Genomic DNA, 26,333 nt, shown 5'->3' on the forward strand with positions numbered 1-26,333 from the left:
GCGTGTCTCGGATGGCTCTTCATGATCCCGCTCTTCCCCGCGGCGGGCTTCGTCCTCAACGGACTGCTCGGGCCGCGCATCCTGCCGCGCCAGGCGGTCGGGTACGTCGCCTGCGGCGCGGTGCTGCTGTCGTTCCTGGTCTCCCTGGGAGCCGTCCTCGCGCTGGGGGACGTGGCGCATCTCGCCTCCGTGCCGGGCCTCGCGGTGGACGCGCACGCCCATCGCGTGACCCAGGTGCTCGGCTCGTGGATGCCGATGGGGCGCTCGGAGGGCGGGCAGGAGCTGAGCGTCGACTGGGCCTTCGCCCTCGACCCGCTGTCCGCGGTCATGCTGCTGGTCGTCACGGGCGTCGGCTTCCTGATCCACGTCTACTCGATCGGCTACATGGGGCACGAGCCGCGTCCGGCCCACGCGCGGTTCTTCGCCTACCTCAACCTGTTCATGGCGATGATGCTGACCCTCGTCCTCGGGGCCTCACTCCCGGTGGTGTTCGTCGGCTGGGAGGGGGTCGGGCTCTGCTCGTACCTGCTCATCGGTTTCTACTACGACCGGATGTTCGACGAGAAGACCCGCATGTCGTGCGCCGACGCCGGGCGCAAGGCGTTCATCACCAACCGGATCGGGGACGTCGGATTCGTCCTGGGGATGCTGACGCTGTTCGGGGCCACGGGGACCCTCGACATCCAGGGGATCCTGTCGAGAGTCGGGGGCCTGACCACGGGCGTGTGCACGGCGGCGGCCCTGCTCCTGTTCGTGGGGGCGTGCGGCAAGTCGGCGCAGATTCCGCTGTACGTCTGGCTGCCGGACGCCATGGCCGGCCCGACGCCGGTCTCCGCGCTCATCCACGCCGCGACCATGGTGACGGCGGGCGTCTACGTCACCTGCCGCATGGCGCCGCTGTACCTGCACGCGCCGAATGCGATGCTCACCGTGGCGATCGTCGGCGCCCTGACCGCTCTCTTCGCGGCGAGCATCGGGCTCGTGCAGACCGACATCAAGAAGGTGCTGGCCTACTCGACCGTGTCGCAGCTCGGTTACATGATGCTGGCCGCCGGGGTGGGGGCGTTCTCGGCCGCCGTCTTCCACCTCATGACGCACGCCTTTTTCAAGGCGCTCCTGTTCCTCGGGGCCGGCTCGGTCATTCACGCCCTGTCCGGCGAGCAGGACATCCGCAAGATGGGGGGCCTGAGCAAGCACACCCCCTGGACGCACGCCACGTTCGCCACTGCGACGCTGGCGATAGCCGGAATCGTTCCGTTCGCGGGGTTTTTCTCCAAGGACGAGATCCTCTGGGCGGCGTTCAACGGGAGCCCGATCCTCTGGCTCGTGGGGGCCGTCACCGCCGGCCTGACCGCCTTCTACATGTGCCGGCTCTATATCCTGGTTTTCTGGGGCGAGGAGCGCTTCTCCGAGGAGGCGCGGCATCACCTGCACGAGTCGCCGCGCACGATGACCGTGCCGCTGGCGGCCCTGGCGGTCCTGTCCGTGGTCGGCGGGTGGGTCGGGATCCCGAGAGCGGTCGCCTTGACGGAGGGCATGGCGGATCGCTTCGGACGCTATCTCGCGCCGGTCTTCGAGGCGGGGGAGGGGACGCACGCGCACGTCGCCGCACACTCGCCGGGACTCGAGATCACCCTCATGTTCGTCTCATTGGGCATCGCAATCTTCGGGCTGTTCCTCGGCTGGGTCTTCTACGAGCGCCGCCCGGACACGCCGGCGCGGCTGGCCGAGCGCGCGCGCGGCCTGTACCGCCTCCTGGCCAACAAGTACTACGTCGACGAGCTGTACGGGAAGATCATCCTGGCGCCCTACGACGCCCTCTGCCGATGGGCCTTCCTGTTCGACAAGTGGGCGGTGGACGGTATCGTGAACGCGGCGGGCTACGTCACGCTCGCCACGTCCTACATCTCGGTCGGCTTCGACACGTACGTGGTCGACGGCCTGGTCAACACGGCCGGCTACATCGTGCGCGGGTTCTCCTGGACGTTCAAAAAGCTCCAGACCGGACTCGTGCAATCGTACGCCACGGCCATGGTCTTCGGGATCTTCGTCCTGGTGAGCGTCTACCTGCTCTCCACGGGCCACTGAACGCGGGGGATTGAAAGATGCCTCACTGGTATGTCGACAACGTCCTGAACATCGTCACCTTCCTGCCGCTCGTCGGGGCCCTGGCGCTCCTGGTGGTCGACAAGGAGAAGAAGGGCCCGATCATGCACGCGGCGACCTGGATCGCCCTCGCGGACTTTCTCCTGTCGGTGCCGCTGTTCTTCCTGTACGACGCCGACCGCGGCGGCTTCCAGTTCGAGCAGCGCCTCTCGTGGATCCCCTCGATCGGCGTCCAGTACTACATCGGCATCGACGGCATCTCGCTCCTTCTCCTGCTCCTGACCACGTTCCTGGGCTTCCTCTCCATCCTGTCGTCCTGGACGGCGGTCACCGAGCGCGTCAAGGAGTACTACATCTTCATGCTGCTCCTGCAGACCGGCATGATGGGCGTGTTCATCTCCCTGGATTTCTTCCTGTTCTACATCTTCTGGGAGGCGATGCTGGTGCCGATGTACTTCCTGATCGGCATCTGGGGCGGTCCGCGGAAGCTGTACGCCGCCATCAAGTTCTTCCTGTACACGCTGCTCGGCTCGGTCCTGATGCTCCTCGGGATCCTGGCGGTCTATTTCTACTATCCCCAGATCACCGGCGGCGGGTACTCCTTCGACATCACCGAGTTCATCCGCGTCCTGGGCCCGCTGAACCAGCCGGAGTGGCTCGAGATGCAGAAGTGGATCTTCCTGGCGTTCTTCATCGGGTTCGCCATCAAGGTGCCGATGTTCCCGTTCCACACCTGGCTGCCCGACGCGCATGTCGAGGCGCCGACCGCCGGCTCGGTCATCCTGGCCGGCGTGCTCCTGAAGATGGGCACCTACGGGTTCGTCCGCTTCTCCCTGCCGATGCTGCCCAGCGCCACGCGGCACTACCTGCCGCACATGCTGGCGCTCTCGGTGATCGGCATCCTGTACGGGGCGCTGGTCGCGATGGTCCAGAAGGACTGGAAGAAGCTGGTGGCCTACTCCTCGGTCAGCCATCTCGGCTTCTGCATGCTGGGGGTGTTCGCCCTCAACCAGCCCGGCCTGAACGGCGGCATCCTGCAGATGATCAACCACGGCCTCTCCACCGGGGCGCTCTTCCTGCTCGTCGGCCTGATCTACGAGCGGCGCCACACTCGGATGATCAGTGAATTCGGCGGGCTGTCGAAGCAGATGCCGATCTACGCCACCCTGTTCATGATCATCACTCTGTCCTCGATCGGCCTGCCGACGCTGAACGGCTTCATCGGCGAGTTCACCATCCTGGTGGGCGCCTACGGCATCCCGGCGGGCTACGGGTTCGAGGTTCTGGGCCTGCATGTGGGGGGCAAGTTCTGGGTGGTGTGCGGCGCCCTGGGAATCGTCCTGGGGGCGGCCTACATGCTGTGGCTGTACCAGCGCACCATGTTCGGGAAGCTCGACAACCCCGAGAACGCCACGCTCAAGGACCTCGACTTCCGCGAGATCATGACCCTCGCGCCGATCGTGGTCTGCTGCTTCTGGATCGGGCTGTATCCGAAGCCGCTGTTCCGGATCCTGGAGAAGCCGGTGGCCGAGATCGCCGCACGGGTCTCCTCCGCGGAGGCCGCCGGGCAGACCGCGGCGGCCACGACGGTCGAGGGGGGGACGCCGGGCCGATGACGCCGTTCGACCCGAACCAGCTGCGCCTGATCGGCCCGGAGATCGTGCTCATCCTGAGCGCCTTCCTGGTGCTCGTCCTCTCGACGATCTCCGACAAGGCGAGGACGATCTGGGCGCCGGCGCTCTCGTTTCTGGCCTGCCTCACGACGCTCGTCACGGTCCTGGCCTTCGTCTGGAGCTTCGGTCTCGAGGCCCTGCGCGAGCCGGGGATGACCATCGGCTTCAACGGCATGTACGTCATCGACGCCTTCAGCATCTTCTTCAAGGTGGTGTTCCTCCTCTCGGCGATGCTCACCATCCTGGTGTCGAGCCGCTACCTGGATTTCGAGGGCGCCAACGTGGGGGAGTACTACGCCCTGATCCTGTTCGCCGTCGCCGGCATGATGTTCCTGGCGTCCGCAACCGACCTGATCACGATCTTCGTGTCGATCGAGACGATGGCCCTGGCGTTCTACATCCTCGTGGGGTTCCTGAAGGCCAACCGGAAATCCAACGAAGCGGCGCTCAAGTACTTCCTGCTCGGGTCGTTCTCAACGGGCGTGTTCCTGTACGGCCTGTCCCTCATCTACGGCACGACCGGGACGACGGTCCTCTCGATCATCGGGTATTCCCGCGCGAAGATGGCCCTGGCCTCCGCCGAGGCCCCGATCTTCATCCTGGGCGTGATCCTGGTGATCGTGGGGCTGGGATTCAAGGTCGCGGCGGTCCCCTTCCACATGTGGGCGCCGGACGCGTACGAGGGGGCGCCGACGCCGGTGACGGCGTTCCTGTCCACCGGATCCAAGGCGGCGGCCTTCGTGGTGCTGGCCCGCATGTGCTCCATGAGCTTCCTGCCGCTGGGAGATCGCTGGGCGACGCTCCTGGCGATCCTGGCGGTGGCCAGCATGACGCTGGGCAACGTCGCCGCCATCCTGCAGGACAACATGAAGAGGATGCTCGCCTATTCGTCGATCGCGCACGCCGGCTACGTCCTTCTGGGAATGATCGCGTTGGGGCTCAAGGGCACGGTCGCGACGCGCGAGTACGGGCTGACGGCCGTCCTGCTGTACCTGCTCATCTACACCTTCGTGAACATCGGGGCCTTCACCCTGGTGATCGCGCTGCGGCGCGAGCAGGTGGCGGGGGACCGGGTGGCGGACTTCGCGGGGCTGTCGCGGCGGGCCCCCTGGGCCGCGTTCGCGATGCTGGTCTTCATGCTGTCGCTCGCCGGCATTCCGGCGACGGCCGGCTTCATCGGCAAGTGGTTCCTGTTCGGGGCCGCGATCAAGGCCGGCTACGCGTGGCTGGCGGTGGTGGCGGTGATCAACAGCGCGATCTCGCTCTACTATTACATCCGGGTCGTCGTGAACATGTACATCCGGGCGCCGGAGGATGCCGAGCGCTTCGCGCCGTCCTGGGGACAGCGCGCGGCGCTCGTGGCCTGCATCGCGTTCACGCTGCTGTTCGGCATCTATCCGCAGCCGATCATCGCCTTCGCATCGAAGTCGATCCTGGCCCTGGCGCCCTGGGCCTCGTGAGCCCGGGGCCCGTCGACGATGTGCGGAAGTACGGACAGATCGGCACGATGCTGATCGCCCCGATGGTGGCCTTCGGGGCGATCGGCTGGTGGCTCGATCGGCGGTTCGGGACGAAGCCGTGGTGGATGCTGGCCGGGCTGATCCTGGGGATGATCGGCGGCTTCGTGAATTTCTTCCGGCTGGTCCTCCCGCCAAAGGATCACGGTCCGGGCCGGGGGAAGGGGGCGCCGTGATCGCGCGGTACGCCCTGGGGGTGGCGGCTCTGGCCGCGATCGGGTCGGCCCTCGTCGCCGCCTGGGGCGAAGGCCTGGGCGAGGCGGCGGTGCGCGGGGCGCTCCTGGGCGCCGCGGTGGCCTCGTTGGGGGCGATCGGCGGGATGGCGCTTCTGGCCGGCTCGCTCGAGCGTGGTCCGCGTCGGTTTCTCGGGGCGGTGATGCTGGGCATCCTGGGGCGGATGCTGCTGTTCGGCGCCGTTCTGATCTACATCGGCCTGCGACGGCCGGCGGACTGCAGCCTGGCGGCGGCGGCGCTGTCGATCGTCGGGTTCTTTTTCGCGTTCCAGGCGCTGGAGGTCCGGTTCGTGCTGAAGGGAACGAAAGGGAAGGCGGCATGAGCGTGCCGGCCCACGATGCGGTCGAACAAGCCGGAGAGGCGTGGAAGTTCAACGCCGCGGAGCTGATCGCCCACCACGTCCTCGACTCGCAGACGCTGGAGCTGCCGTTCGTCGGAGAGGTCCACCTGCCGACGCTTCATCTGCTCGGCCGCGATCTGCCGATCACCCGATCCGTCGTGATGATGTGGATCGCGTCGGCCCTGCTCCTCCTCGTCGCCTGGCTCGCGACGCGGCGGCGGACCCTGGCCCCCCGGGGCATGCACAACCTCATGGAGGCGGTCGTGGTGTTCGTGCGGGACGAGCTGGCCCGCAAGAACATCGGTCATCACGGCGACCGCTACGTGCCGTACCTGCTGAGCACCTTCGTGTTCATCCTGTTCTGCAACGGGCTGGGGCTTCTCCCGTACGGCGCCACCGCCACCTCGAACATCGGCGTGACCGCCGGTCTCGCAGGGCTGGCATTTGTGGTGATCCAGATCGGCGGCGTGCGCGAGTATGGACTGGTCGGCCACTTCAAGAATCTGGTGCCGCACGGCATGCCGTTCTGGCTGCTGCCGATCATGATCCCGGTCGAGATCGTCAGCATGTTCACCAAGCCGTTCGCCCTGTGCGTGCGTCTGTTCGCGAACATGACCGCGGGGCACGTGGCGATCCTGTCCCTGTTCAGCCTGGTGTTCATCCTGAAGTCCGTGTGGGTGGGTGTCATACTTTCGGTTCCCCTGGCCCTGTTCATCAGCGGGATCGAGCTTCTGGTCGTCTTCCTGCAGGCATACATTTTCACGATGTTGACGTCGCTTTTCATCGGCATGGCGGTGCATTCACAACACTGAGGGGGGGATCGGGCATGGAGATGGGCAACTCACTGGCGTATTTCGCGGCGGGCATCGGTGCGGGCCTCGCCGTCATCGGCGGTGCGGCGGGGATCGGAAGGCTGGCTGCGGCCGCGATGGAAGGGAGCGCGCGGCAGCCGCAGGCGGCGGGCGACATCCGCACGGGGATGATCATCGCCGCGGCGCTCATCGAGGGGGCGACGCTGTTCGCGCTGGTCATCTGCGTCCTCCTCGCCTTCAAGTAGAGAGGCGGCCGCCATGGGCTCGCAGCTGATCACCCCGGACCCGGGGACCATTATCTGGACGATCATCACCTTCGCCGTCCTGGCGTTCCTCCTGGGCAAGTTCGCCTGGAAGCCTCTCTTGCTGACCCTCGAGGAGCGGGAGAAGACGATCAAGGAGTCGCTCGATCAGGCCCAGAAGGCCCGGGCCGAGGCCGAGGAGTCCGCGCGCCGGCACCAGGAGACCCTGGCGCAGGCGCGGCGCGAGGTCGCGGCGCTCATCGAGCAGGGCAAGCGCGAATCCGAGATCGTGCGCGCCGAGATCCTGGCCAAGTCCCGCAAGGAGGCCCAGGATCTCGTGGAGCAGGGGAAGAAGCAGGTCCAGTACGAGCAGAAGAAGGCGATGGAGGATCTCAGGCGTCAGGTGGCCGATCTGGCGATCCAGGCGGCGGAGCGCCTCATCTCGCGCTCCCTGGACGACAGCCACCAGCGCGAACTCGTGGACGGCTACGTCCGGGACCTCAGCGCCATCGGGCAGGGAGAAACGCGGTAGGATCCCTCCTGTGATCCGCGTCCCGATCCATCTGCGCCGCGTGGCGGACGAGTCGTACGACGTCCGCATCGGGCGGGGCCTCGCGCCCCGGCTGACCGTCGCCCTGCGCAAGCGCCCTCTGGGACAGCGCTACATCATCGTCACCGATTCCCACCTGCACCGCCAGGGTGAATCGCTCCTCGCGGCGTTCCGGCGGCGCGGCCTCTCCGCCGATCTGGTCTCCTTCCCCGCCGGGGAGGGGAGCAAGTCGCGCCGGGTTCGCGACGAGATCGAGGACGGCATCATCCGCCTGGGGGCCGGACGCGACACGGCGCTGGTGGCCCTGGGCGGGGGCGTCGTCGGCGACCTGGTCGGTTTCGTGGCGGCCACGTTCAAGCGCGGCGTCCCCTGCGTCCAGATCCCGACGACCCTGCTCGGCATGGTCGACTCGGCGATCGGCGGGAAGACCGGCATCAACCACCCGGCGGGGAAGAACCTGATCGGCGCGTTCCACCAGCCGGCCGCCGTGTACATCGACGTCGATTACCTGAAGACCCTTCCCGCGCGGCAGTACACCTCCGGCCTGGCCGAGGTGATCAAGTACGGCGTCATCGCCGACCGCGGCTTGTTCGCGTCCCTGGAGTCGCACCTCGATCGGATCCTGAAGCGCGAGCCGGACGTGATGGCGCGCGTCATCGAGGCCTGCTGCCGGATCAAGGCCCGGGTCGTCAGCACGGACCCGCGCGAGTCGAACCGGCGCAAGATCCTGAATTTCGGCCACACCATCGGCCACGCCGTCGAGACCCTGTCCGGCTTCCGCCTGGCCCACGGCGAGGCGGTGTCGATCGGCATGGTGGCGGAAGCGCGCCTCGCCGCGCGCGCCAGGATCCTGGCCCCCGCCGCCGCCAGGCGGATCCAGACGCTGTGCGAGAGGGCGGGGCTGCCGACCGCGATCCCGCCCGCGTTCTCGCCGGCCGCCCTCCTCGAGGTGGCCCGTCACGACAAGAAGAACCGGCAGGGCCGGATCGCCTACGCTCTTCCAGGGCGGATTGGCAGCATGACCAGCGTCCGGGGGGATTATGCCGTCCAGGTGGACGACGCTCTGGTGATGGAGATCCTCACGGACCTCAGGCGGGTGCGGTCGCGGCCGCGTCCCCTCATCGCGGCCGAGGCCTGAGATGACATTCTCCGGTCGCCCCAGCGGGCCGGGCTCCGCCGTGTGGCCGATCACCTTCCAGGACGTCCTGGCCGCGCGCGAGCGCCTGAGCCCGTTCCTGCCGAAGACCCCCCTCCGCTCGTACCCGGCGCTCGACGAGGCCGTCGGCGGCGGCATCCGGGTCCTCGTCAAGCATGAGAACCACAACCCGACCAATTCCTTCAAGGCGCGCAACGGTCTGTCCCTGGTGAGCGCCTTGCCCGAGGCGACGCGGCGGCGCGGCCTCGTGGCCGCCACGCGCGGCAATCACGGGCTGGGGCTGGCCTGGGCGGGGAGCCTCCTCGGCGCCCGGGTCACGATCTGCGTCCCCAAGGGGAACAATCCCGAGAAGAACGAGGCGATGCGCGGCTTCGGGGTCGAGCTGATCGAAGGAGGGCGCGACTACGACGAGGTGGTGCGCACCGCCGACGCGCTCCGGGCCGAACGGGGCCTGCACCTGGCCCATTCCACCAACGACCCGACGGTCATCGCCGGGGCCGCCACCCTGACGCTCGAGATCCTGGAGGAGACCCGGCGGATCGACGCCCTAGTCATCGGGGTCGGGGGGGGATCGCAGGCGGTCGGCGCCATGGTCGCGGCGCGCGAGCTGCGCCCGAACCTGAAGGTCTACGGGGTCCAGGCGGAGAGGGCCTCCGCCATCCATGACTCCTGGCACCAGGGGCACCCGGTCTCCCGGGACTCGGCCGACACGTTCGCGGACGGGCTGGCGACGCGCAACGCGTACGAGATGACGTTCCCGGCCTTGCGGGCCGGGCTGGAAGGGTTCGTGACCGTCTCGGAGGCCGAGATCGCCGCCGCCCTCCGGCTCCTGCTGCGGACCACGCACAACCTCGCCGAGGGAGCCGGCGCCGCCGGCCTGGCCGGCCTGATCCGCCTGCGGGAGGCGCTCGCGGGACGGACCGTCGGCGTCGTCCTGTCGGGAGGGAATATCGACTCCGGCACCCTCCGCCGCGTTCTCACCGGGGAGCTGTAGGCGAACCGGTCCCGCACCGACCCGCCCCGTGTCAATTCCTTGGCGGCGTAGACCCTCCTTGCGATGCGCCGCGGCAATCCTATATTGCCCGAGGGAACTTTCGTCTGCCGTAGCAGGCCCGCAAGAGGGCCGGAGGCTCGATCGCATGGCCAGGAAAACTTCCGGAGCGAACACGGACGAGAAGGATCGGGAGAAGGGGCGCGCGAACATGGCGCGCGGCGGCGAGTTCCGCGCCGCGCGGGCCCGCGCAGCGCGCGCCTCTGCTGAGCCCCCTGCCGAGGGGGCGACGGAGCCGGGCCTCGAGAAGTTCGATCTCGGCGCCGCGCTCCTGGTGGTCGATCGATCCGGATGGGTCGTGCGCTCGAGCGGCTGGGAGGCGGCGCTGCGCCGGCCGGTTCCGGCGCGCGTCCCGCCGGACGAAGAGGATCTCGACGTCCTGCTCGAGGGGATCGCCGCCGCCATCGACGACGCGCGGCGCCTGTCCGCCCGGGCCCATCGTCTCGTCTCGGTCGTCCTGGAACGGCAGCGCTTCTACTCGGTCTCCGTCGTCCCGATCGGGGCGGCGCGCGACGGGAGCATGGCCGTCCTGGTGATGGAGATCACCGAGGTGTTCGGTCTCGGGCCGCGCGAGGGGGACGCCATTCGCCAGCTGTCGCACGACCTGCGGACGCCTTTGACTTCGATGAGCGGCGCGGTCGAGCTCCTGGAGTCGGGGCGGCTCGGCAGGCTCACGGACGAGCAGGTGCGCCTCCTCGACATGCTCGGCAAGGGCCTGCAAATGATGCTCTCTCTTCTCGACGACGCCTCGGCGCGCGCCAGGGCGGCGCAGGCGGCCGAAGGCCGCGGTCGGGCGACAGCCTGATGCGGAGACTCGATCATGCCCTCTAAGATCCTCATCGCCGACGATTCCCCGAACATCCGCGAGATCCTGAGGATGAGTCTCGAGACCGACGGCTACGCCGTGGTGCTGGCGGAGGACGGCGAGCAGGCCCTGGCCATGGTCCGCGACGAAAAGCCCGACCTGGTGATCATCGACGTCATGATGCCGAAGGTGAACGGCTTCCAGGTCTGCCGCCGGGTCAAGACCGATCCCGCCACCCATGGCGTACCGGTCATCATGCTCACCGCCAAGAGCGGCCAGCAGGATGTCTTCTGGGGGAAGGACTGCGGCGCGGACGAGTACATCACCAAGCCGTTCAGCACCAAGGACCTTGCCAGGTCGATCGCCCGGCTGCTGGAGCTCCGGAAGGAGCGCCAGGGCCACGCCCAGGGGGTCCTGGAAGAGCAGCGGCAGAGACGCGCCCGCGGCGAGGAGAGCCAGATCGTGAACCTCGAGTGGAACCCGCGCGCCATGGACGTCTTCCGGAAGAAGTACGGCGAGTTCAAGGTCAGCGAGGCGTACAGGCAGTTCACCAGCACGGTCGAGGAGTACCTGCGCGACCACAAGGATCCGGGGCCGGTCGAGCTGCACGACGTGATCGGCCTGACCTTCGTCCTGCACGGAACGGTCGCCGAGGCGCGCCAGGAGGCCGCGAAGATCGCCGGCCGGCTGAACCAGATCGCCGCGACCCTCTACGCCAAGGAAGATCGCGACCGCGGCTTCATCCCCTTCCGCGATCCCCGCACCTCCCAGGAAGAGAAGCTTCCGCTCCTGACGTTCAGCCCGACCGTGCTTCCGGAAAAAGCGGCCTGAATGCATGAAGGAGGCGCGCCCTTCCGCCGGCCCCGAATCGGGCGGATTCTCGGCTGTTGTGCTCTTCTCTCCCTGGGCCTTCCGGGCGTGGGGCTCCCCCAGTCCGACCTCCCCCCGGCCGTCGAGAGCGAGATCAAGGCGCACTTCATCTACACGCTCGCGAAGTTCGTCAAGTGGCCTCCGCGCTCCTTCCCCGGCATCGGCTCGCCGATGATTTTCTGCGCTCTCGGGGAGGACCCGCTCATCGACGCGTTTCAGGGCACCGTGGAGGGGAAGACGGTCAACGGACGGAAAGTCGCGTTCCGGAAGATCGCCAGGGCGTCCGATGCGGAAGCCTGTCACGTGCTCGTCGTCGGCTCCTCGGAGGCCGCGCACCTGGCGGAGGTGCTGGGCCGGCTTCGAGGGTCGAGCGTCCTGACCGTCGGAGAGGCGGCGGGCTTCACGGGTCTCGGGGGGATCGTTCGCCTTCGCCTCCAGGAGGGCATGGTCCAGTCGGAGATCAACGTGCCGATGGCGCGGCGTGCCGGGTTGCAGATCAGCTCCGAATTCCTGAAGCTGTCCGGAATTGTCAAGATCAAGAACCAGGGAGGCTCCTAGCATGCCGAGCCTGCGGGACCTCTCCATCAGGAAGAAGCTGACGGTCATCATCCTGCTCAGCACGAGCGTCGCCTTGCTGCTCGCCTGCGGGCTGTTCCTGGCCTACGACCTGTACAACCGTCGCGAGGCGATGCGGCACCGTCTCGTGATGCTGTCGGGCGTCGTGGAGGCCAACAGCCGGGCCAGCCTGGCCTTCCAGGATCGGTCCTCCGAGGAGGAAACGCTCGCGACCCTGCGGGCGCAGGAGCCGATCATCTGCGCGGCGATCTACCGCGCTGACGGCAGCCTGTTCGCCTGGTACAGCCGCGAGGGAGGCGGTTGCGAGGCGCCGCCTGCGTCCCCCGGACAAGCCGACGGAGCCCGGTTCGAGCAGGGGCGCCTGATCCAGTTCAGCCCGATCGTCCTGGACGGGCAGCGTATCGGCACCGTCTTCCTCGCTTCCAACCTGGATGAGCTGAGCCACAGCATCCGCGTCAATGCGGGCATCGCCCTGCCTCTGATGGCGGGCGCGCTCGGCGTGGCCCTGCTCCTGGCGTCGAGGCTGCAGCGCGTGATCTCCGGTCCACTCGCCCGCGTGGCGCAGACCGCCCGGCTCGTCGCCATGGAGAAGAGCTTCACCGTGCGCGTGGAGAAGGAGGGGAAGGACGACATCGGCCTGCTGATCGACGCCTTCAACGAGATGCTCTCCCAGCTTCAGGAGCGGGACGAAGCCCTGAAGACGATGCACGCGGAGCTCGAACAGCGCGTGCAGCAGCGCACCCGGGAGCTGTCCGAGGAGATCGCGCAGCACAAGCGCGCCAAGGCGGAGCTCGTGTCGGCGAAGGAGGCGGCCGAGGCTGCGAATCGCGCCAAGAGCGAGTTCCTGGCCAACATGAGCCACGAGATCCGGACTCCCATGAACGGCATCATGGGAATGACGGACCTGATCCTGGACTCGAAGCTGGGGTCCGAGCAGCGGCGCAATCTGCTGGTGGTGAAGGGTTCCGCCGACGCCCTGCTCACCGTCATCAACGACATTCTCGACTTCTCGAAAATCGAGGCGGGGAGGCTGGATCTCGACCCGATCGATTTCCGGCTCCGGGATGCGCTTGGGGAGACGTTCAAGGCGCACTCCCAGAAGGCGCACGCCAAGGGGATCGAGCTGGCCTACCACGTGGCCTCCGACGTGCCGGACGCGCTCGTGGGCGACCCGGGCCGGCTGCGGCAGGTGCTCACGAACCTCGTCGGCAATGCGATCAAGTTCACCGAGCGGGGAGAGGTCGTGATCCGGGTGGTCCGCGAATCCAAAGGCGAACCTGAGGACCTGCTGCATTTCACGGTCCGCGACACCGGGATCGGCATCTCCGCGGCCAAGCAGGAGCTCATCTTCCAGCCCTTCACGCAGGCCGACGGATCCATGACCCGTCGGTACGGGGGGACCGGGCTGGGCCTGACGATCTCCGCTCAGCTCGTCGGGTTGATGGGGGGGCGCATCTGGGTGGAGAGCGAGCCGGGAAAGGGGAGCGCCTTCCAGTTCACGGCCCGCTTCGGCCGGGGCGCGGTGCAGGAGCGTGACTCGGACCAGCCCGTGCCCGCCCTGCGCGGCATGGACGCTCTCATCGTGGACGACAATGCCACCAACCGGATGATCCTGACCGAAATGCTCTCGAACTGGGGTGTCAAGCCGACCGCGGTCGACGGAGGACCGGCGGCCCTCGAGGCGGTGGAGGCTGCCACGCGGACCGGACGGGGCTATCGCCTGGTCCTGCTCGATGCGTGCATGCCCGACATGGACGGGTTCTCCGTCGCCGGGAAGATCAAGCGCAATCCCAGGCTCGGGGGACCGTCCCTCATGATGCTGACCTCCGGCGGCCAGCGAGGGGACGCCAGCCGCTGCCGCGAGCTCGGGATCGCCGCCTACCTGACCAAGCCGATCAGCCAGTCGGAGCTCCTGGACGCCATCATGACGACCCTGGGGAAGCAGGTCGCCAAAGGCCCGGAGGCGCCGCTGATCACGCGCCACTCGCTGCGCGAGAAGCGGCCCCGGTTCCGGGTCCTCCTGGCGGAGGACAACGAGGTGAACCAGCAGGTCGCCACGAAAATCCTCGAGAAGGCCGGCCACACCGTCGCCATTGCGGGGAACGGGAAGGAGGCCCTGGCGCTGCTCGACAACGAGGCGTTCGACGTCGTCCTGATGGACGTCCAGATGCCCGTGATGGGGGGTTTCGAGGCGACCGCGAGGATTCGCGAACGGGAGAAGGCCGGGGGGACCCGGGTGCCGATCATCGCCATGACGGCCCACGCCATGAAGGGAGATCGCGAGCAGTGCCTGAAGGCCGGAATGGACGACTATGTGTCCAAGCCGATCCGGACGCAGGAGCTGTTCGCGGCGATCGGTCGCCGCCTGGGCTCCAGGGCGAAGGCTTCGCCGGACGACCGGGGGAAGGCGCGACCCGATGGCGCCTTCGACAGGGAGGAGGCCCTGGCGCGATTCGACGGCGACCAGGAGATCCTCATGAGCGCCGTGGTGGGGTTCCTCGCGGAGTCTCCCAAGTGGTTGCAGGAGATCCGGGCGGCGGTGAAGGCGCGCGACTCGGGCCGGATAGGGAAGGGGGCGCACTCCCTGCGAGGCGCCGCGATGAACGTGAGCGCCCCGCACGTGGCCCGCGCGGCGATGGTCCTGGAGGACATGGGTCAGGGCGACTCCGTGGACCGGGCCGACGAGGCCATGGCGGTTCTGGAGAAGGAGATGGCGCGCCTCGAACCGGTCCTGCAGTCCTTCTCCAAGGCCCACGCCGCGTAAGCCTCCGCCGCGCAATAGCCCGCATCTCGCGCTTCTGCTATCCTCGGCAGCCCGCGGACGCGGTCCGGCCCGTCCGTGAGGCTCGACCATGAAGCTCATCGCCCTGGGTGACATCCACGGAAACCTGCCCGCCCTCGAGGTCGTCCTGCGCGAGTGCCGGGCCGAGGGGTACGACCTGATCGTGCACACGGGAGACCTGGTCGGGTTCGCCCCGTTCCCGAACGAGACGGTCGAGCTGGTGAGAGTCGAGAAGATCGAGGGCGTGCGCGGCAACCTCGACGAGAGCGTGTCGGCCGGGGCGGAGGACTTCGGCGGCCACGGCGAAGACGCACGCACCCGCAGGCTGGAGAATCTCGCCTATGCCTGGACGCTGGAGCGCACCGAACGGCGGGCGCGCGCCTTCCTGGCCGACCTGCCGTTCGAGCAGCGGCACGAGCCGGCGGGCCGGCGGACCGTGGTGGTGCACGCCAACCCGATCGATCTGTCGGCCTGCATGTGGGAGGACCGGGACCCGGACTATTTCCGCGAGATGGGGGAGGCGGCCGACGCCGACGTCCTCGTCTTCGGCCACACGCACCGGCCGTACCATCGCATCGTGGACGGCCGCCACTTCGTGAACGCGGGCAGCGTCGGCTACCCGAAGGCGGACGACCCGCGGACCGGCTACGTGGTGATCAACGTCAACGGCAGCGTCGAGGTGCAGTACCGCCGGTTCCCTTACGACGTCGAGCGGCTGATCCGCGCGATGCGCGATCGCCGCTTTCCGCACGACGCGGAGCACCTGTTCAAGGGGTAGCGACCGTCCGCGTCTGTCCGTCCCGCCAGATCGTGAAGGACTTGATCTCCCGCCCGCTGCTGCCGCGGAATTCCGCCAGGTGGGGGACCGGCTGCCCGTCGAGCGCCTCGAGGATGTCGCCGCGCTGCAGCCCGGCGCGCTCGGCGACGCCCCCCTTGAGGACGCTGGCGACGAGGACGCCCCGGACCGCCTCGGCCCCCAGGGACGCCGCCAGATCGCGGTCCAGCTCCTGCACGGTCAGCCCGAGACGCTTTTCGGCGTGAATCGTCCGTTCCGGATCGGAGCCGTCGAGAGGCTTCAGGAGAGCGGCCGCCGAGAACATCGGCGCGTTCAGGCGCACGGCGAGCGCGATGGCGTCGGAGGGGCGCGCGTCGATCGGATGGACCTTGCCCCCCGCCCGCAGCGAGATCTCCGCGAAGTAGACGTCCGCCTTCAGCCCCGTCACCGTGATCTTTTCGATGACCGCCCCCAGGACGCCCAGGATGGACGCCAGCAGATCGTGCGTCATCGGGCGCGCCGTCTCCGTCTTCGTCTTTCCGAGGTAGATGGCGATTCCCTGGTCCCGGCCCACCGCGATCGGCACGGCCCGCTGCTCGCTCTCGTCCGCCAGGATCAGCAGCACCTGATCGGGCCCGGTCTGCCGGATCCCGGCGACATGCACGGGGACCGGCCCGTCGGGACGTTCGGGGACGGCCGGCGACTCCTGGGCGCTCAGCTCCGGGCTCGCCAGGAGCGCCAAGACGGCGAGCATAGCGGCTCTCGGAGTGTGGAAACGACCACCATTATCAAACGTCAAGCCAGCCCCCATTTCACACTGGAACTCATCACACTCTCGGCGCCACGATGTTCAATATTAAGCCCGTTGCCGGTCCCGACGCGGCCCGGTATGGCGCAAATTGATGAAAATCAAGAAGATAGCCCTGAAAAACTGCGATCGTGGCCGGTTTGACAGGCCCCCGGTGCGACACTAAAATACTCTACTGTGGTCACTTACGACGACGTCCGGTGCCTTCCGCGGGCCCGTTTCCATCGGGTCCCCTGATCCCCGTCCGGGGCGAGCGGTCGATGAATCTGAAGAAGCTGGGCCGCTTCGAAATCATCCGTGAAATCGGCAGGGGGGCGATGGGCCGGGTCTTCCTGGCCGACGATCCCAAGATCGACCGCAAGGTCGCGATCAAGACGATCGTCCTGCCGCCCGGGACGTCCGACGAAGAGGCGCGCGAGACGAGCCACCGCTTCCTGCGCGAGGCGCAGGCGGCGGGCAAGCTCCTGCACCCGAACATCGTCACGATCTTCGACGTGGGGGAGGAGGACGGCGTCTCGTTCATCGCCATGGAGTTCATCGAAGGCGAGACGCTCGAGAAGCACACGCGGCCCGAGACGCTTCTGCCCCTGAGGCGCGTCCAGGAGCTGATCGCCCAGGCGGCCGCGGCCCTCGATCACGCGCATCAGAATCACATCATTCACCGGGACATCAAGCCGGCCAACCTGATGGTCCTGAAGGGCGGCGTCCTGAAAGTCACCGACTTCGGGCTGGCCAAGAGCCCGTCCGCGAACCTGACGCAGGCCGGCGTGCTTCTCGGCACGCCGAGCTACATGTCGCCGGAGCAGATCCAGGGGAACGAGCTGGACGGCCGCAGCGATCTGTTTTCCCTCGGCGTGGTGCTGTACGAGCTCCTGACCGGCACGCGGCCGTTCGAGGGGGACTCGATCTCGACGATCATCTACCGCGTCCTCTACGAGGATCCCCGACCGCCCGCGGCGCACAATCCGGCGCTCCCCCCCGAGGTGAACGGCATCCTGGAGAAGGCGCTGTCGAAGGAGCCGGAGAGACGCTACGCCACCGGGGGGGACATGGTGGCCGACCTGGTGAGGGCCTTCTCGGTGCTGCCGCAGGACACGCTGTCGCGCCCCTTCCCGGTGACGGCCCGGCAGGCGCCGGCCACCCGTGCGATGGCGCAGCCGGGGACCACGGCCAGGGGAAGCCGCAACGGGCGGGACCGCGGCGGCCGTCGCGCCGGCCGGCCAAGCGATGCGGCCGGGCGCGAGGACGCGGCCGTCCGGCCGGAACCGGGTTTCGGTGCGCGGCATTCCCTGAAGATTGCGGCGGTGGTCGTGATCGCCGGCTTCGGTCTGGTTCTCTTCCCGCGCCTGGTGAACCGCCACGAGCAGGCGCCCGGGCGGGTCGCCGAAGCCGGCGGGACGTCCGGCGGCGGCAACCTCGCGGGCGGGACGACCACGCTGGCGGCGGCCGCGGGGGGCGGGCCGGGAGCGGCGGGAATGGTCGCGATCGACGTGTCGACCATCCCGCACGGCGGGGCCATCTCCCTCGACGCGACCCCTTTGGCCGAGCCCCGGGTCGTCCTGTCCCTGTCCGATCCGAAGCCGCACAACATCGTGGCGGAGGCCGGCTGCCGGCGCGCCGTGGCGGAGATGACCGCCTCCGACCTGGCGTCCTTCAAGGGGAACCTGGTGCTCGAGCTGAAGCCGCGCCTCGAGGAGGTGATGGTGGCGTCCGATCCTCCGGGGGCGCGCATCCGGCTCAACGATCATGACACCGGCAAGATGACGCCCGCCGTCCTGGCGATCGATGGCTGCGAGAGCCGCTCCCTGACCCTGCAGCGCGAGGGCTACCGCCCCTGGACCGCCTCCTACGACGCCGACGCCGACTTCGACGCCATGGTCGAGTCGCTCAAGAAAGTGAAGCTCGACCCCGTGCCGTCCGGCACGTTCATGGTCAAGAAGCCGGCCGACTACGACGTCGAGATCTACGCCGGCGACCGGCGGATCGGCAAGGCGGGGGAGACCCTGGCGCTCCAGGAAGGAAAGCACGCGCTCACCTTCAGGAACGACAAGCTGTTCGTCAAGGAGAGCGCGCAGGTGACGATCGAGGGGGGCAGGGCCTCGACGCCCCTCATCACCTTCCCGGCCGTCGGCAGCCTGACCGTGCAGGCGCAGCCGAGCAACTGCAAGGTCTTCGTGGACGGCGTCTACGTCGACGTCACCCCGGTCCTCAGCCTGCCGATCGCCTCCGGCGGGCACCGCGTCAAGGTCGTCTTCGTGCCCAACGGCGCCGAGCAGGAGGTCAACGTGGCCGTGTCGGGCGGGAAGGACGCGCTCGTGACGGTGAAGTTTTGAGCCGCGGCCCGCTCGTCCCGCAGGCGTCCGTCCTCGTCCTCGCGGTGTTGCTCGCGGCGTTCGCGACCCTGACGGCCGCGGCCCCGCCGGCTGCCCCCGCGCCCGCCGCGACTCCGCCGGCCGCTCCCCCGGACGACGATGACCGTCCGCTCGACGCGCGCACCTACGCCAGGGGGATCGAGGCCCTCAGGCAGGGGCGGCGCGAGGAGGCGGTCCAGACGCTGAAGAAGGTCTTCCAGGACTTCCCCGACAGCCCGCACGCCCCGCAGGCGCTGCTCAAGGTGGCGGACCTGATCTACCCGGCGGCCGCCTGGACGCAGATCGGATCGGCCTCGCCCCAGGCGGTCAAGGAGGCGGGCGACCTCCTGGCGACGCTGGCGCAGAAGTACCGCTCCTCCCGCGAGGCGCCCCGCGCCCTGATCAAGCTCGGCTACATCCTGCTGGAGCCGGCCAACCCGAAGGCCGATCTGGACGAGGCGTGCGCCCGGTTCGCCTCCGCCGCGCAGATCTATCCCGACAGCGACGCGGCCGATGACGCCTATTTCGGATCGGGGATGTGCGAGACGATGCGCGCGCACCCGGCGCTGGCGGCCGACTTCTTCTCGCGCCTCATGGACGAGAGCCCGGCCAGCCCCCTGGCCGCCGAGGCGCTCTACCGGCTCGGCCTGGCGCTGTCGCTGCTCGACGACCCCGCCGAGGCGGCGCTCGTGCTCGAGCGCGTCCGCACGCGCTACCCCGAGTCGCGCTTCGCGCCCCGCGCCCTGGAGCGCATCACCCTCATCCACCGCCTGCGGCTGCAGCCGGCGTTTCTCCGGGCGCAGGCCGCGGCGAAGACCTCCGCCGCCGCGAAGGCCCAGCGCGTCTCGGACGGGCCGGCGGCGGCGCCGCCCGAGCCGGACCTCTACAGGCTCGACGAGACCTACGGAGCCCCGGCCCCCGGCCGCGGGACGACCGCCAAGGCGGAGGAGACGTTCCGCGGCGCGTCCGACATCGACATCGACGCCCAGGGCCTGGCGGTCGTCGCGTCCCCCAGGTCGCCGGGGGTGTTCCGGCTGGATCCGAAGGGGAAGGTCGTCGAGCGGATCGCCAATCCCCTCCCGGGGTACGTGGGAGTCGGGGAAGGGCTCGCCGTCTACATCTCGGGGTCCAACCAGATCGCGCTGAACTCCAAGAACTGGGGCGGAGCGGATCTCAAGGGTCCGGACGGCCGTCCGCCGCGCGAATTCGGCCCGGTGGCCGCCGACGCGTCGGGGCGCGTCTATCTGCTCGACCCGCGCGAGAACGCCGTCCTGGCCTTCGATCGCTCGCGACGCCTGGTCGCGACGCTCCGGCCCGACGTGAAGGACGGCCGGTTCGTGGACATCGCCCGCAGCGAGAACGGCGTGGTGTACGCGCTCGAGGGTCGCCTGAAGATCGCCGTGGAGCTGAACCAGGGGAAGGCGACCCGCAAGATCAACCTGGGCGGGCTGGGACTGACGGAGCCGATCGCCTTCGCCGCCGACGGCCTGGGGGACCTGTTCGTCCTGGACGGCCGGTCCGGCTGGGTCTACGTCGCCTCGCCGTCGGGCGAGCGGCTCGCCATCATCCGCCCGTCCAAGGAGGCGGCCGCGCGGCTCGGCGAGCCGTCCGCCGTGGCGGTGGACGCGATCGGCCGCGTCTACATCTCCGGACGCAAGGGCGCCACCATCCTGAGGTTCCGATGAGAGGCCCGGCGCGGATCCGCCGTCCCGGCGCGGCCCGGCTCGCCGCGGCGCTCGGCCTGGCGCTCCTGACGCCGCCCCTCCTGGCATGGACGGCCCGGCCGCTCCTGGCGCAGGAGGAGGAAGACCTGACCGCCGCCCTGAAGTCGATGCGCGCCGCATTCAACCGGGCGCGGGAGCGGATCGAAAACCTCGACTTCACCGGCGCGGCGCGCGAGCTCTCGACCATCATCGAGCCGCGCAAGGCCGCGAAGGCCGCCGACCTGAGCGTCGAGGAGATGAACCTCCTGTGCGCCGCCTACGACATGCGGGCGCGCGCCCTGTTCAACCTGGGAAACGTCAAGTCGGCGGAGGGGGACTTCGCGGCGCTCCTGAAGCTCAATCCCGGCTACGCCATCGACCGCCAGACCCTGTCTCCGAAGGTCGTCGATCTCTTCGACCGGGTGCGGGGGAAGATCGCCGGCCTCCTGATCCTGCATCTCGATCCCCCCAGGGCCCGGCTCCTGGTCGACGGCGATCCGGTCGAGCGGCAGGGGGTCGGAACGATCGCCGTCCTGTCGGGAAACCACATGCTGCGCGCCGAGGCCGACGGCTACGACCCGTTCGAGGAGATGATCGCGGTGGTCGCCGGCGCCGAGACCCGCAAGACGATCACCCTGCGCCCGAACCGGCGCACCCTCCAGTTCGTCACCGTGCCGCCCGGAGTGAGCGTGTCGGTCGACGGCGGCCCCGCCGTCCTGTCCGCGGGCCCGGCGACGCCCGAGTCGGAGGCGCTGGCGCAGCAGGGGGGCTTCGATCCCAAGAACGCCTCGGCCCCGCTGCTCATCCCGATGGTGACCGCCGGCGATCACAAGGTGACCTTCGAGAAGAGCTGCTACCAGTCCCGCGCCCTCGCCATCAAGGTGAGCCTCGACCTCGAGCAGAACGCCCCCATGAAGTTCACGCCGGTGGTCCTGCAGGACGCCAAGAGCGAGCTGCGCCTGACCTCGACCCCCTCCGGCGCGGACGTGTTCGTGGACGGGGAGAAGAAGGGGACCACGCCCCTCGTGCTCCCCGGACAGTGCGGCGGGGAGCGCGACCTGGCGGTGATCAAGCCGGACGTCGGCTCCTGGTCCGAGCGCATCCGCCTGTCCGCCGGCGAGGTGAACACGCTCGACGTGAAGCTGCGCCCGACCCTGGCCTACGTCGGCACCTTCCGGCTCGACGAGTGGGGCCGCGCCGTCTGGAGCGACGAGGACAAGCCGCTTCTGGACGAGCTGGCGAAGGGGCTCAAGACGCTCAACGTCGTGCGCACTCCCGCGACCCTGCAGGCGCTGCGCGACTCGATCATCAAGTGGATGATCACCGAGCCGGAAGAAGTGCGGGCCGGCACGCTCCTGCCGCCGGCCATCCTCGAGGAGGCCGCCTCGAGCGCCAGGGCCGACCTCGTGCTCGCCGGCCTGACGCTGGGAGGAGACAACGAAAAATCGTGGACGCTGGCCCTTTATTCGGTCCAGCACCCGGCGCCGGATGTCGTGCGCCTGCGGCTCGACCAGCCCGAGGGGGTGCGCGAGTTCGTGAAGCGGCTGGACACCGCCCCGCCCAGCCGGGGGCCGTGGTGGGGGATGGGCCTGGTGGACAGCCTCCTCGACGGGCAGGGCGATCCCGACGGCCCGCTCGTGGTCCGCGTCCTGCCGGGCGGCCCCGCGTCCAAGGCCGGCCTCCGCGAGGGGGACCGGATCCATGCCGTGGGCAATCGCAAGACGCCGGGGGTGCGCGACGTGAACCAGGCGATCGCCGCCGAGATGTCCCGCCCGGGAGGGCTGAAGCCGACCCTCGTCCTGGCGGTGGAGGACGCGTCGGGGCCGCGCACCGTCCGCCTGACCCCGGACGAGGGGCCGATCGTCACACCGCTCAGCGATCCGTCCCTCCTGTACAACCGGGCCCTGGCCGAGTTCCGCCTGCGCTCGAGGGCCGCCACGGAGGACGGCGATCGCGGCGCGTCCCTTCTGAACCTGGGGGTCGCCTACATGCACTTCCGGGTGTACGACAAGGCCGAATCGGAGGGGTTCGCCCGGGCCGGCCTGCCGACCGTCACCGGCGTGTCCCAGGGGACCGTTCTGTACTATCGCGGCCTGTGCGCCCTGCGTCGCGGCAACCCCGCCGCCGCCCGGAGCGCGTTCGAGCAGGCCCGGGCGCAGGCCGGCAGCACCCTGGACAGCGGGGACGGCCCGTCGGCCGCGTCCGCGGCGTCCAGGATGCTCAAGGCGATCGATTGACACCGATTGACACCGGCCCGACCGGACACTACATTTCCGAATTATGAGTGGGTCCGCCCAGGCATCGCACTCTCCCGTCCCGCCGCCACGCGCCTCCCGCGACGGGGAGATCCGCTCGACGACGATCCCCAAGCTGTTCCACGAGATGTCCGCCACGCGCGCCACGGGCCTGCTCACGGTGACCGACGGACCCATAAGGAAGTCGGTCCAGTTCAAGAACGGCGCCGTGCTGTTCGCCTCCTCGAACCAGCGCGACGACCGCCTGAACCAGTTCCTGCTGTCGGCCGGCATCGTCGGGTTGACCGACCTGATGAAGGCCCTCGAGGTCATGGTGGCGACCAAGGACCGGCTGGGGGAGGTCCTGGTGCGCTACAAGATGCTGACCCCGGATCAGGTCGAGAAATACGTGCGCACGCAGGTCTGCGAGATCGTCTACTCGACCTTCCAGTGGACCCGCGGGCGCTTCACCTTCGAGGAGAAACCGCCGGCCTCGGAGAACATCACCATCGGCCTCACGGGCGACGCGATCGTGATCGAGGGGGTCAAGCGGATCGCCTCGTGGGCGCGGGCCTACGAGGAGATCGGCGGCCTGAACTCCGAATACCGCACCACCCGCGAGATGCCGGCGATCGTCAAGGACCTCCCGCTGTCGGCGGGGGAGAAGGAGCTCGTCAAGCAGTGCGACGTGCCGACGTCGCTGGAAGAGATGTGCGAGTCCTCCAAGCTCCCCGACCTCGACGTCTGCCGCTCGGTCTGGGCCCTCCTGCTCGTGGGCGCGTTGATGAAGGCGTAGCCCGGCAAATCCCATCTGCTCTAACGTTCCATCGTGATCCTGCCGAAACACCCAGTGTTTGAGGGGTCTTCCGCCTATTGACTAAACCGCCCCATTTCAATATATGTGCGTGTGATCGTTCTGCGGATGGCGCCTCGCGCGCGCAATCTCTGAATCCCTGTGTGCCCGACACCGCAAGCTTTCGAGGGAGGGAGAAATGGCGACTCGTAGGCCCGCAACGGCGCGCCGGACCCTGGCCGTCGCTGTGATGATCTGCCTGGCTTTCGGTCCTGGATCCATCGCACCGCTTCAGGCGCAGTCGGCCGCGGAGGAAATCGGGCACGGCTCGATTCGCGGGACGCTCTTCCAGTCCGACGAGAAGACGCCGCTCTCCGGCGCGAAGGTCATCGCGATCAACGTCCGGACCGGCCGGCAATTCACCAGCGAGCCCACGACCGAGGGGGGATCCTACGCCGTCACCGGGCTGACCGGCGGGACGTACGACGTGGTCGTCGAGGTGGGCGGCAACCTGTTCGTCGTCGACAACATCGTCGACATTTCGCCCGGCGAGGGCGTGTCCCGTTCGTTCGCGGTCCAGCCCCAGAGGCCGGCGAACCGCAAGATCGCCAAGATGGCGATGCCGCAGGGCAGCGCCACGCCCATCGGCGAGGCGACGGCGACGCCGCATTTCTGGACCAGCACGAGCGGCAAGGTCCTGATCGGCGTGCTCTCGGCCGGCGCGGCGGTCGCGCTGTACAACGGCCTCAAGAACGACGATAACGCGAGCCCCTCGTCGCCCTAACCACCAGTCCCTAAACGGTGAGACATCCTGGCCTGAAGGGCAAGCCTCCATACCGGTGTATTGCCGCACTGGTCGCCCTCCTGATGCCCGCCTCCGTGCGCGCCGCGCAGCCGGCCTCGGACGGGCCGCCGATCGACCCCGATCTCTCGACCGAGAAGATGGTCCGGGCCGGTCCCTTCCATATCCGCCCCTTCGTCCTCTTCAAGGACATCGGCTACGACGACAACGTTCGTTTCGAGGCGCAGGCGCGTGAAGGGGATGCCACCGCGACCGCCGGGGGCGGGCTCGACGCCCTGGTCCTGGCCGGGGATCGGGGCGGTCTGAGGTTGTTCCAGGAGTTCGACTACGTCGCGTTTCAGAGCCAGACCACCCTCAACCACTGGAACGGCACCGCGCGGGCGCGAGGCATCCTGCTGCTCAAGCGGCTTCAGCTGTCGCTCGAGGACCATTTCCGATCCGAGCGCGAGAGGCCGAGCGCCGAGATCGATCAGCGGCTGCGCCGGGAGACCAACGCGGTCACGGCGGCACTCAAGTCGATTGGCCTCGGCCGGCTGGGACTCGAAGGCTACGCGCGCGGAGAGCGGATCGACTACGCGACCGAGAACGCGGCCCTGCAGCAGGCGGTCGACCGGCTGAACCGTGACGAGGCGACGCTGTCCGTCACCAGCCAAGTGCGGCTCCTGCCCAAGACGACCTTCCTCCTGGAGGGCCGCGTGTCACGCATCCTCTTCGAGGACCGAAGCATGGGCCGCGACGCGCGCAAGCGGGCGATCCTGCCGGGAGTCCGGCTTCAGCCCTCCGCATTCGTGCAAGGCGAGCTGCGTGCCGGGCCGCTGGTCCTCGAGGCGCGCGACCGTCCCGGCAGCGACTACCGGGGCATGGTCGGTGAAGGTAACCTGGCGACCCGCCTCGGCCGCGCCGCCCGCCTCAAGGGATCATTCGCCCGCGACGTCCAGTTCTCGACTCTGACGGACAATCTCTTCTACGTCGGAACCTCCTGGTCGGGCGCCTTCGAACAATTCTTCTCGCGTCGCCTGAGCGGCGAGATCTCCTACGGCCGCTCGTTGAACCATTACCCCAAGGACGTGACGCGCAGCGGGCCGAATCCGTTCCAGGGGATCCGGGACGACCGCTTCAGCGACTACCGCGCCACGGTGCGCTATCGGCCGAACCCCAGGATGACGATGGAGGCCAGCGCCTGGCGCCTCGATCGGGACTCGACGGACGACTTCTACGACCGGGTGCGCAATTTCTTCACCATCGGATCGACTTACAGTTTCTAGGTGACGCCATGAGGCGACTCAGACTTCTCTTCGCGTGCGGGGTGCTTGTCGGGGCGCCGGCCGTCATTCACGCCGACGCCCCTGTATCGGTGGCCAGCGTCGCCGTGCCCGGCGTCGCCATGGGGGATCGGCCGGTCGGGGCCGAGGACCTGCTGGAGATCAACGTGTTCGAGATCCCCGAGCTGAACCGGACCGTCCGGGTCTCCGAGAAGGGGACCATCTCTCTGCCGCTGCTCGGGGAGATGACGGTGAACGGTCTGACCACCGTCCAGCTCGAGGACCGGCTGCGCGGATCGCTGAGCGAGAAGTACGTGCAGGACCCGCAAGTATCGGTCTTCGTCAAGGAGTTTGGCGGCAAGAAGGTGTCGGTCATCGGAGCGGTCGGCAAGCCCGGCGTCTACCCGATGCTCGGTCCGCGCACGCTGCTTCAGGTGCTTTCCGAGGCCGGCGGCCTGAGCAAGGAGATGGGCTCCCATCTGTATCTGATTCGCGCCGGCTCCGCCGGCTCGAACGAGACGATTCCGATCAACTTAAACGACCTGATGATGAACCGCGACCCGGCCCTCAACCTCCCCGTGAACCCGGGAGACGTCATCAGCGTTCCGATCGATCGGCCGGTCTCCATCTTCGTGGACGGCGCGGTGCGAACGCCGGGGCGCCTGGAGGAGGTGGCCAGCCGGCCGATCACCCTCCTGCAGGCGATCGCCAAGGCGGGCGGCGCCACCGACCGGGCCAGCCTGAAGGCCGTGCAGATTCTAAGGCGGGGCGAGGACCAGACGAAATCGACCGCCCGGTTCAACCTGAAGCGGATTCGCCAGGGGAAGGACCCGGACCCGATCCTCGAGGACGGGGACGTCGTCGTGGTTCCGGAAACGTTCTTCTAGAGGA

Annotated in this window: 23 protein-coding genes; 22 read left to right on the forward strand and 1 reads right to left on the reverse strand. The window is 68.7% G+C overall.

Annotated elements, in window-relative coordinates:
* Nucleotides 1-21 precede the first annotated feature (21 nt).
* From nuoL to VGV60_09205, 15 genes are all read left to right on the forward strand, one after another.
* Entirely contained in the window at nt 22-2,088 is a 2,067-nt protein-coding gene (nuoL, locus tag VGV60_09135; protein ID HEV8701419.1) for an NADH-quinone oxidoreductase subunit L, read from the forward strand.
* Nucleotides 2,089-2,105: 17 nt separating this feature from the next.
* Nucleotides 2,106-3,722, forward strand: a complete 1,617-nt coding sequence (locus tag VGV60_09140; protein HEV8701420.1) for an NADH-quinone oxidoreductase subunit M — start codon at nt 2,106-2,108, stop codon at nt 3,720-3,722.
* Nucleotides 3,719-5,239 (forward strand): NADH-quinone oxidoreductase subunit N, encoded by a 1,521-nt coding sequence (locus VGV60_09145; GenBank protein HEV8701421.1) that lies wholly within the window; start codon nt 3,719-3,721, stop codon nt 5,237-5,239. The genes VGV60_09140 and VGV60_09145 overlap by 4 nt, the downstream gene beginning before the upstream one ends.
* Complete coding sequence (locus tag VGV60_09150) at nt 5,236-5,472, forward strand: AtpZ/AtpI family protein (GenBank protein ID HEV8701422.1); 237 nt, start codon at nt 5,236-5,238, stop codon at nt 5,470-5,472. The genes VGV60_09145 and VGV60_09150 overlap by 4 nt, the downstream gene beginning before the upstream one ends.
* Nucleotides 5,469-5,852: a hypothetical protein gene (locus VGV60_09155; protein HEV8701423.1), complete on the forward strand. Its 384-nt coding sequence runs from the start codon at nt 5,469-5,471 to the stop codon at nt 5,850-5,852. Before VGV60_09150 ends, VGV60_09155 begins: the two co-directional genes overlap by 4 nt.
* The gene (gene atpB, locus VGV60_09160; GenBank protein ID HEV8701424.1) at nt 5,849-6,682 is read left to right on the forward strand and encodes a F0F1 ATP synthase subunit A; all 834 of its coding nucleotides are present in this window, start codon (nt 5,849-5,851) and stop codon (nt 6,680-6,682) included. The genes VGV60_09155 and atpB overlap by 4 nt, the downstream gene beginning before the upstream one ends.
* Nucleotides 6,683-6,702: 20 nt before the next feature.
* Entirely contained in the window at nt 6,703-6,927 is a 225-nt protein-coding gene (atpE, locus tag VGV60_09165) for an ATP synthase F0 subunit C (GenBank protein ID HEV8701425.1), read from the forward strand.
* Nucleotides 6,928-6,940: 13 nt separating this feature from the next.
* On the forward strand, nt 6,941-7,456 hold the full coding sequence (atpF, locus tag VGV60_09170) for a F0F1 ATP synthase subunit B (GenBank protein HEV8701426.1): 516 nt from the start codon (nt 6,941-6,943) through the stop codon (nt 7,454-7,456).
* 10 nt (nt 7,457-7,466) lie between these two features.
* On the forward strand, nt 7,467-8,612 hold the full coding sequence (gene aroB / locus VGV60_09175; GenBank protein HEV8701427.1) for a 3-dehydroquinate synthase: 1,146 nt from the start codon (nt 7,467-7,469) through the stop codon (nt 8,610-8,612).
* 1 nt (nt 8,613) lies between these two features.
* Nucleotides 8,614-9,624, forward strand: a complete 1,011-nt coding sequence (locus VGV60_09180) for a threonine/serine dehydratase (protein ID HEV8701428.1) — start codon at nt 8,614-8,616, stop codon at nt 9,622-9,624.
* A 145-nt stretch (nt 9,625-9,769) separates the two neighbouring features.
* Nucleotides 9,770-10,486, forward strand: a complete 717-nt coding sequence (locus VGV60_09185; GenBank protein HEV8701429.1) for a histidine kinase dimerization/phospho-acceptor domain-containing protein — start codon at nt 9,770-9,772, stop codon at nt 10,484-10,486.
* Between the two features lie 15 nt (nt 10,487-10,501).
* Nucleotides 10,502-11,317, forward strand: coding sequence for a response regulator (locus tag VGV60_09190; protein HEV8701430.1), 816 nt, complete (start codon nt 10,502-10,504; stop codon nt 11,315-11,317).
* An 87-nt stretch (nt 11,318-11,404) separates the two neighbouring features.
* The gene (locus VGV60_09195) at nt 11,405-11,914 is read left to right on the forward strand and encodes a YfiR family protein (protein ID HEV8701431.1); all 510 of its coding nucleotides are present in this window, start codon (nt 11,405-11,407) and stop codon (nt 11,912-11,914) included.
* 1 nt (nt 11,915) lies between these two features.
* Entirely contained in the window at nt 11,916-14,696 is a 2,781-nt protein-coding gene (locus tag VGV60_09200) for a response regulator (protein ID HEV8701432.1), read from the forward strand.
* An 88-nt stretch (nt 14,697-14,784) separates the two neighbouring features.
* Nucleotides 14,785-15,492 carry a YfcE family phosphodiesterase gene (locus tag VGV60_09205; protein ID HEV8701433.1) on the forward strand — a complete coding sequence of 236 codons (708 nt, stop codon included), beginning with the start codon at nt 14,785-14,787 and terminating at the stop codon, nt 15,490-15,492.
* Here VGV60_09205 and VGV60_09210 read toward each other — a convergent pair.
* A complete protein-coding gene (locus tag VGV60_09210) occupies nt 15,482-16,243 on the reverse strand; it encodes a bifunctional nuclease domain-containing protein (protein HEV8701434.1) in 762 nt (253 codons plus the stop codon). The genes VGV60_09205 and VGV60_09210 overlap by 11 nt on opposite strands.
* A gap of 314 nt (nt 16,244-16,557) precedes the next feature.
* On the opposite strand from VGV60_09210, the gene VGV60_09215 reads away from it, so the two are divergent.
* The 7 genes from VGV60_09215 (at nt 16,558) to VGV60_09245 (ending at nt 26,329) form a co-directional block, all read left to right on the forward strand.
* Nucleotides 16,558-18,630, forward strand: coding sequence for a serine/threonine-protein kinase (locus VGV60_09215; protein HEV8701435.1), 2,073 nt, complete (start codon nt 16,558-16,560; stop codon nt 18,628-18,630).
* Entirely contained in the window at nt 18,627-20,333 is a 1,707-nt protein-coding gene (locus VGV60_09220) for a tetratricopeptide repeat protein (GenBank protein HEV8701436.1), read from the forward strand. Before VGV60_09215 ends, VGV60_09220 begins: the two co-directional genes overlap by 4 nt.
* The gene (locus VGV60_09225) at nt 20,330-22,588 is read left to right on the forward strand and encodes a PEGA domain-containing protein (protein ID HEV8701437.1); all 2,259 of its coding nucleotides are present in this window, start codon (nt 20,330-20,332) and stop codon (nt 22,586-22,588) included. The genes VGV60_09220 and VGV60_09225 overlap by 4 nt, the downstream gene beginning before the upstream one ends.
* A 43-nt stretch (nt 22,589-22,631) precedes the next feature.
* Nucleotides 22,632-23,381 carry a DUF4388 domain-containing protein gene (locus VGV60_09230; protein ID HEV8701438.1) on the forward strand — a complete coding sequence of 250 codons (750 nt, stop codon included), beginning with the start codon at nt 22,632-22,634 and terminating at the stop codon, nt 23,379-23,381.
* Between the two features lie 196 nt (nt 23,382-23,577).
* Nucleotides 23,578-24,162: a carboxypeptidase-like regulatory domain-containing protein gene (locus VGV60_09235; GenBank protein HEV8701439.1), complete on the forward strand. Its 585-nt coding sequence runs from the start codon at nt 23,578-23,580 to the stop codon at nt 24,160-24,162.
* A 95-nt stretch (nt 24,163-24,257) separates the two neighbouring features.
* Nucleotides 24,258-25,445 (forward strand): outer membrane beta-barrel protein, encoded by a 1,188-nt coding sequence (locus VGV60_09240; protein HEV8701440.1) that lies wholly within the window; start codon nt 24,258-24,260, stop codon nt 25,443-25,445.
* Between the two features lie 8 nt (nt 25,446-25,453).
* Nucleotides 25,454-26,329, forward strand: coding sequence for a polysaccharide biosynthesis/export family protein (locus tag VGV60_09245; protein HEV8701441.1), 876 nt, complete (start codon nt 25,454-25,456; stop codon nt 26,327-26,329).
* The last annotated feature ends 4 nt before the right edge of the window (nt 26,330-26,333 follow it).

This window comes from Candidatus Polarisedimenticolia bacterium (assembly GCA_036001465.1).
Lineage (GTDB): Bacteria > Acidobacteriota > Polarisedimenticolia > Gp22-AA2 > Gp22-AA2 > Gp22-AA3.